This window comes from Streptomyces sp. NPDC054863, from assembly GCF_053610825.1.
The window spans coordinates 1-6505 of record NZ_JBSGZD010000384.1; the positions used below are offsets into that span (position 1 = coordinate 1).

Annotated in this window: 5 protein-coding genes and 1 pseudogene; 4 read left to right on the forward strand and 2 right to left on the reverse strand. The window is 72.8% G+C overall.

From position 1 onward, the window contains the following. Window positions 1-519, forward strand: a pseudogene (locus tag ACWGIG_RS35830) (serine/threonine protein kinase); the annotation flags it as partial. A gap of 104 nt (window positions 520-623) precedes the next feature. Here ACWGIG_RS35830 and ACWGIG_RS35835 read toward each other — a convergent pair. Further along, window positions 624-1613, reverse strand: a complete 990-nt coding sequence (locus ACWGIG_RS35835; protein WP_453325893.1) for a LacI family DNA-binding transcriptional regulator — start codon at window positions 1611-1613, stop codon at window positions 624-626. A gap of 239 nt (window positions 1614-1852) precedes the next feature. On the opposite strand from ACWGIG_RS35835, the gene ACWGIG_RS35840 reads away from it, so the two are divergent. Beyond that, entirely contained in the window at window positions 1853-2824 is a 972-nt protein-coding gene (locus tag ACWGIG_RS35840; RefSeq protein WP_453325889.1) for an ROK family protein, read from the forward strand. 27 nt (window positions 2825-2851) lie between these two features. Here ACWGIG_RS35840 and ACWGIG_RS35845 read toward each other — a convergent pair whose 3' ends face one another. Then, complete coding sequence (locus ACWGIG_RS35845; RefSeq protein ID WP_453325890.1) at window positions 2852-4939, reverse strand: NPCBM/NEW2 domain-containing protein; 2088 nt, start codon at window positions 4937-4939, stop codon at window positions 2852-2854. Between the two features lie 224 nt (window positions 4940-5163). Between ACWGIG_RS35845 and ACWGIG_RS35850 the strand changes: the two genes are divergently transcribed. Beyond that, window positions 5164-5703 carry a cupin domain-containing protein gene (locus ACWGIG_RS35850; protein WP_453325891.1) on the forward strand — a complete coding sequence of 180 codons (540 nt, stop codon included), beginning with the start codon at window positions 5164-5166 and terminating at the stop codon, window positions 5701-5703. Beyond that, the gene (locus tag ACWGIG_RS35855; protein ID WP_453325892.1) at window positions 5696-6484 is read left to right on the forward strand and encodes an SDR family NAD(P)-dependent oxidoreductase; all 789 of its coding nucleotides are present in this window, start codon (window positions 5696-5698) and stop codon (window positions 6482-6484) included. Before ACWGIG_RS35850 ends, ACWGIG_RS35855 begins: the two co-directional genes overlap by 8 nt. Window positions 6485-6505: the final 21 nt, after the last annotated feature.

The window sequence follows — 6505 nt, forward strand, 5'->3', positions numbered from 1 at the left end:
GGCGACGGCAAGAAGAAGCCCACTCCCACCCCGACCGGCAGGAACACCGGTGCACCGGCTGCCGGCGGAAAGACCACGGGTGGCAAGGGCGGCAGCGCCGCGGGCGGCGGCTCGGCAGGGACCAACCCCGGGGGAGGGTCGGCCGATTCAGGCGGTGCGGCGGCGAACGGCGGCGGCGCGGGCGGCTCGCGCGGCCCTCAGGGCGGCGGTGGCAACCCGCCGCCTGCGCCCCCGGCCCCCGTCTGTCACGGCATCGGCGCCGGAAAGTACAACTGCGAGGTCTGGCGCACCTCGGACTCGATCCGGGCGGGCGGCGACCACGCGGGCAAGCTCAACGCGGGCACCAACTACTTCTACTGCCAGGCCAACCTGGGCCGCCGCGTCACCTACGGCAACTGGACGAACGTCTGGTGGGCCAAGACCGACGACGACAGCGGCAACACGAATGTGTATGTGAGTGTCGTGTACCTCAAGGGCGGGGACAACGACAAGGCGCTGCCGGGGCTGCCCACCTGTTGAGCCCGGGGCTGATCCGGGGCCCGGCGGCCGTCGTGTGCCTGCGGGTTCGTCGTGGCCGGTCGCGCCCGCACGGCGGAGCCGCAGATCGACACTGCCCCGCGCCCCTAGGAGCAGGGCCGGATCTCGCCCGAGCCGCGGGGGACGAGGCGGGTCTTCAGGACTACCTGGGACGGTTCGGCCGCCACCCCGTCGAGGCGGCTGAACAGCAGGTCGGCGGCGGTGCGGCCGAGCGTCGCCGCGTCCTGGGCGACGACCGTGACGCCGGGGACGAGCAGGTCGGCCAGCTCGAAGTCGTCGAACCCGACCAGGGCGACCGGGCGTTCGCGCCCCGCCAGGACCCGGACGACGGTGACCGTCACCCGGTTGTTGCCCGTGAAGACCGCCGTCACCGGTTCGTCCGCCGGGTCCAGCATCGCCCCGGCAGCGGCCCGCACCCGCTCAGGGTCCGTGGAGCCGAGCGCCACCCATCCCTCGGCCACCGGCAGCCCCGCGTCCTCCATCGCCGCGTGGTAGCCGCGCAGCCGCTCGGTCGCGGTGTGGATGCGCGGCTGGTCGCCGATGAACCCGATCCTGCGGTGGCCGTGTGCGATCAGGTGCGCCACCCCGTCGCGGGCGCCGCCGAAGCTGTCCGACCGTACGACATCGGCGTCGATCCGCCCCGGCGGACGGTCCACGAACACCGTGGCGACGCCCGCCGCCATCTCCGGCTCCAGATAGCGGTGGTCGTCCCCGGCCGGAATCACGATCAGTCCGTCCACCCGGCGCGCGCACAGCGCGAGCACCAACTCCTGCTCGCGGTCCGGGTCCTCGGCGCTGGAGCCGTTGATGAGCAGGGCGCCGTGGGAGCGGGCGACCTCCTCCACGGCGCGGTTCAGCGGGCCGTAGAACGGGTCGGCGAGGTCTTCGAGCACCAGGCCGATGCTGGCGGTGCGGCCCTTGCGCAGGACGCGGGCGCTGTCGTTGCGGCGGAAGCCCAGGGCCTCGATGGCTTCCCTGACGCGCCGTTCGGTGTCGGGCGTCACTCCGGCCTCGGCATTGACGACCCGCGAGACGGTCTTGAGGCCGACGCCCGCGCGGGCGGCCACGTCCTTCATGGTCGGCCGGTTGCCGTAGCGGCGCTGGGGCGGCAGGGGGCGCTGGGACCTCGCTGCGGCGGAAGGAGGAGGTGCGGTGTCGGCCACGGTGCGCTGTCCTGTCGGTCGTCGGCGTGGGGGATGCGGCGGTGCGGCACCGAGCATAGGGCCCCGATGCCTGGACAACGTTGTCAGCAAAATGGAGACTGGCCCAGTCCTCTGATCTTTTCCCTTCCTCTTCCTCCTGGAGATGCACGCCGATGCACACCGAGTTCACCGACCTCGTCGCCGCGCTCGACATCGGCGGCACCAAGATCGCAGGTGCGCTGGTGGACGACGCCGGCCGGATCCGGCTGAGGACCCAGCTGCCGACGCCCGCGAAGGAGGACGGGGGCACGGTCATGGGCGCGGTGGACGCGGTGCTCGCCGAACTGAAGCAGTCGCCGCTCTGGCCGCAGGTGCGCGCCGTGGGCATCGGCAGCGCGGGCCCCGTCGACGCGTCCGCCGGTACGGTCAGCCCGGTCAACGTCCCCGGCTGGCGCGGCTTTCCGCTGGTCGCAAGGGTGGGCGCGGCGGTCGGTGGGCTTCCGGTCGAGCTCGTCGGCGACGGCGTCGCGATGACCGCTGCCGAACACTGGCAGGGTGCGGCCCGCGGCCACGACAACGCCCTCTGCCTGGTCGTCTCCACCGGGGTCGGCGGCGGCCTCGTGCTGAACGGCACCCTCCACCCCGGCCCCACCGGCAACGCGGGCCACATCGGTCACATCAGCGTCGAATTGGACGGCGACCCCTGCCCGTGCGGTTCGCGCGGCTGTGTCGAGCGCATCGCCAGCGGCCCCAACATCGCCCGCCGTGCCGCCGAACAGGGCTGGCGCCCCGGCCCCGACGGCGACACCACGGCGGCGGCCGTGGCCGCGGCGGCCGGGGCCGGGGACCGGATCGCCCTCGCCTCGTTCGAGCGGGCCGCCCAGGCCCTGGCGGCGGGCATCGCCGCCACCGCGACCCTGGTGGAGGTGGACATCGCGGTGATCGGCGGGGGAGTGGCGGGAGCGGGCGGGGTGCTCTTCGACCCGCTGCGGTGCGCCCTCAAGGACTACGCGGCGCTGTCCTTCGTACGGGAACTGCAGGTGGTTCCGGCCCAGATGGGCACGGACGCGGGCCTGGTCGGCGCGGCGGCCGCCGCCCTGCTCGGCACGGGGCGGAGCGGGGGCGAAGGCCGCCGTACCCGCTGAACCACTGAACCACTAGACCCCCGGGGCTCAGCAGCTCAGCTTGGCGTCCGCCCAGTCGGCGTGGTCGTACGTGGTCCCGTCCCCGCCGTCGGTGACCACGAGCCGCACCGTCCGCGCACCGCTCACATCGGCCGAAAGGGGCTGCGGGGCGCGGGAGTTGTCGAGTACGCCGGTCGAGGCGGCCTTCTTGCCGTCGGCCCACACCTCGAAGGCGACCGTGCCCCTGGTGCCCGACTCGTCGTCGAGGCCCACCTGCGCGGTGAAGGTGCTGCACTTCCCACCCGTGTAGTACTCGGCCTCGCTCGCCGCGTGGACGCCGAGCCCCTTGGCGAAGACCTGACCGCCGACGGTGAGCGGCCTGCCGTCGCCCGCCCCGGCCTCGCCGTTGCTGAGGTCCTTCTCGATCGGGCCCCATCCGTTGGCGGAGGTCAGCGCGCCGAGATCACTGGCGTACGAGGCCCCGCCGGGCGGCGTCACCACGACCCGCACCCCGGCAGGAACGGACGTGGTCAGCCGCTGCCCGGTGACCGAACGGTACGAGGCCGTGAGCGTCAGGTCGTAGGTGCCCGGCTCGGTACCTGCCGGTGCGACGGCCGTCCAGCCGGTCCGCAACCGCTTGCCGGCGGGGAGCGTCGCAGTGGTGCTGCCCGAGGTCGCGCGGATCTTCCACTCCGCGGGCCCCGTCAGCTTCACGGAGAGGTTGAGCACGGGCGTACGGCCCAGGTCGGTGACCGTGGAGGTGAACTTCGGCCGCTGTCCCGCCTCGATCAGCGAAGGACCCTCCGTGGCGAGTTCGAGCACCGGCGGCAGCTGCTCCCACTTCTTGTCCGCCGACACCCGCAGCAGGACGGTGCCGTGCGCGGGCACCGTCGCCGCGAGGGTGCCCGCGGTGTGCCCCGTGGTCTTCCGCCACAGGTCGCGTACCCGGTAGCCCTTGGCGTCGGGCAGGCCGACGGCCTTCGCGGTGGTCGCGATGCGCTGCGGGCTGCCGGTCTCGTTGAAGAGCGCCACGGCGCGGCTGCCGTCCGCCATCTCCTTGGCGACGACCCACCGGCCGCCCTCGGAGGTGACCACGGCGCCCTGCTTGCCGAGCTTGTCCTGGTCGACGGCGATGACTTCCCTGTTCGACAGGATGTCGAAGGTCTCCGGGGTGGCCTTGCGCAGGTCGGAGCCGATCAGCAGCGGGGCCGCCATGATCGACCACATGGAGAAGTGGGAGCGGTACTCGGTGGCGGTCATGCCGCCGTTGCCGACCTCCAGCATGTCCGGGTCGTTCCAGTGCCCGGGACCCGCGTACTGCGCGAGCGGCAGGTTCTGCTTCATGATCGACAGCATCGAGGACCAGGTGTCCCGGATGTCGAAGGTGGTGCGCCACATGTGGCCGACGTCCTTGCCCCACTCCCAGGGCTTGTACGAACCCCACTCGCAGAGGCTGTAGAGGATGGGGCGGCCGGTCTCGGCGGATGCGGCCTGCAGCGCGTCGCGCATGGTGGTGTACCGGAGCATGAAGTCCACGCCCTCGTTGTTGCAGTTGTCGTACTTGAGGTAGTCGACACCCCACTCGGCGAACTGCTTCGCATCGCTGTACTCGTGGTTCAGGCCGCCCGGCATGCCGACGCTGTCGCAGGTCCTCGTACCCGCGCTGCTGTACAGGCCGAATTTGAGGCCCTTGGAGTGGACGTAGTCAGCGACCGCCTTGATGCCGTGCGGGAAGCGGACCGGGTCCGGCACCAGCTTGCCCGCCGCGTCGCGCTCCGGCTTCGCCCAGCAGTCGTCCAGGTTGACGTACTCGTACCCGGCCGCCTTGAGTCCCTTCTCGACGAAGATGTCGGCGATCCCCTTGACCATGGCCTCGTTGAACTCGGCCCGGCAGTAGGTGGAGTTCCAGTTGTTGAAGCCCATGGGCGGGGTGAGGGCGAGGCCGTCGGGCAGCCGCGGTTGGGCAGCGGGAGAAGGCGCGGGGGCGACGGCGGGTGCGGGCGCGGCGACGGCGGCCGGTGCGGCGAGGCCTGCGGCGCACAGCAGGGCGGCGGTGAAGGCGCCCGCAACTCTTCGGCCGCGTAGGCGGGTTGGCGGAACCTGACGGATGGTGGGGCGGGTGGGCGTGCGACGCATGAGGAATTCCTCCGTACTCGTGGCGGTCACGGACGAGGGGTGGATGACATGTGCGTGTCACTGATGCATCGATGCGCGCTTACGGTAGAGCGTGTTCGACACTGTGGGAAAGAGGGCCTGAGGGGTGCGGATGTGTTGGGTTGTGCGGGAGGGAGGGGGTGGTGCAGGTCCGGCCCCGGGCGGCCTCGTGCATCACCGTTGGCGGGGGCGGGTAGGTGCAGCCGATGACCACGTACGAGGACCCGCTCGCCGAGGCCCGCCGCCTCGCCGAGCGCTACGAGCTCCAGCCCCTGCCCGTGGAGGGCGGATTGTTCCGCAGGACCTGGGCGGGGCCCCCCGACGCGTCCGGCCGCCCGTCCGGCTCGGCGATCGTGGTGCTGTTGACCTCCGCTCCGGGCGACTTCTCGGCCCTGCACCGGCTGCCCGCCGACGAGGTGTGGCACTTCTACCGGGGCGACCCGCTGGAGCTGCTGCTCCTGGCCCCGGACGGCACCGACCGCCTCGTACCGCTCGGCGACTTCGCGCGGGGCGGACCCGCGCAGTACGTCGTCCCGGCCGGGACGTGGATGGGTGCGCGGGTCGCGGCGGGCGGCCACTGGTCGCTGTTCGGAACCACGATGGCCCCCGGGTTCCAGCCCGCCGACTACGAGGGCGGCGACCCGGAGCTGCTCGCCGCCCGCCATCCCCAACAGGCCGTACGCATCCGGGAGTTGTGCCGCCCGGACGCCCCGCTCGGCATGACCGGAGGCGAAGGCGATGAATGAGACGACCGTACGGGACGCGAACCTGCCCGACCTCACCGGACGCATCGCCCTGGTCACCGGGGCCGGCGGACTCGTCGGCGGGGGGATCGCCGAGCGGTTCGCCGCGGCGGGCGCCGGGGTCGTCGCCCACTTCCGGCACGACGAGAAGTCGGCCCACGCGCTCGTGGCCCGGATCGTGGACGCCGGCGGGCAGGCCCTCGCCGTACAGGCGGACCTGACCCGCGAGTCCGAATGCGAGCGGCTCGTCGAGACGGCGGCCGACTGGCGCGGCGGGCTGGACGCGCTCGTCCACAACGCCGGCATCCAGCCCGTCCAGGACCTCACGGACATGACCGCCGACGACTGGCGGCAGATGTACGACACCAACACCACCAGCGCCTTCTCCTGCACCCGTGCCTCCGCACCTCTCCTCGCCGCGCGCGGTGGCGGCAGCATCACCCACATCGCCTCGATCGAGGGGAGTCAGGCGACGCCGGGCCATGCGCACTACTGCGCGTCCAAGGCCGCCCTGATCATGTTCGCCCGCTCGGCAGCCCTGGAGTACGGCCGCCACGCCGTCCGCGTGAACACCGTCTCGCCGGGGCTGATCGAGCGCCCCGGGCTCGCCGACGACTGGCCCGACGGCGTACGCCGCTGGTCGGAGGCGGCGCCCCTGGCGAGGCTCGGCCGGCCCGACGACGTCGGCAACGCCTGCGTCTTCCTCGCCTCCGGCGCGGCCGGGTGGATCACCGGTACGAACCTGGTGGTGGACGGCGGGGTCAGCGCACGCCCCACCTGGTAGCCGCTCCGGGCGGGCCGGGGC

What these genes read in the sequence shown, in the direction of transcription:
- ACWGIG_RS35835 (WP_453325893.1), bottom strand. Translation starts at nt 1,613, where the DNA reads ATGAAGGACGTGGCCGCCCGCGCGGGCGTCGGCCTCAAGACCGTCTCG.
- ACWGIG_RS35840 (WP_453325889.1), top strand. Translation starts at nt 1,853, where the DNA reads ATGCACACCGAGTTCACCGACCTCGTCGCCGCGCTCGACATCGGCGGC.
- ACWGIG_RS35845 (WP_453325890.1), bottom strand. Translation starts at nt 4,939, where the DNA reads ATGCGTCGCACGCCCACCCGCCCCACCATCCGTCAGGTTCCGCCAACC.
- ACWGIG_RS35850 (WP_453325891.1), top strand. Translation starts at nt 5,164, where the DNA reads ATGACCACGTACGAGGACCCGCTCGCCGAGGCCCGCCGCCTCGCCGAG.
- ACWGIG_RS35855 (WP_453325892.1), top strand. Translation starts at nt 5,696, where the DNA reads ATGAATGAGACGACCGTACGGGACGCGAACCTGCCCGACCTCACCGGA.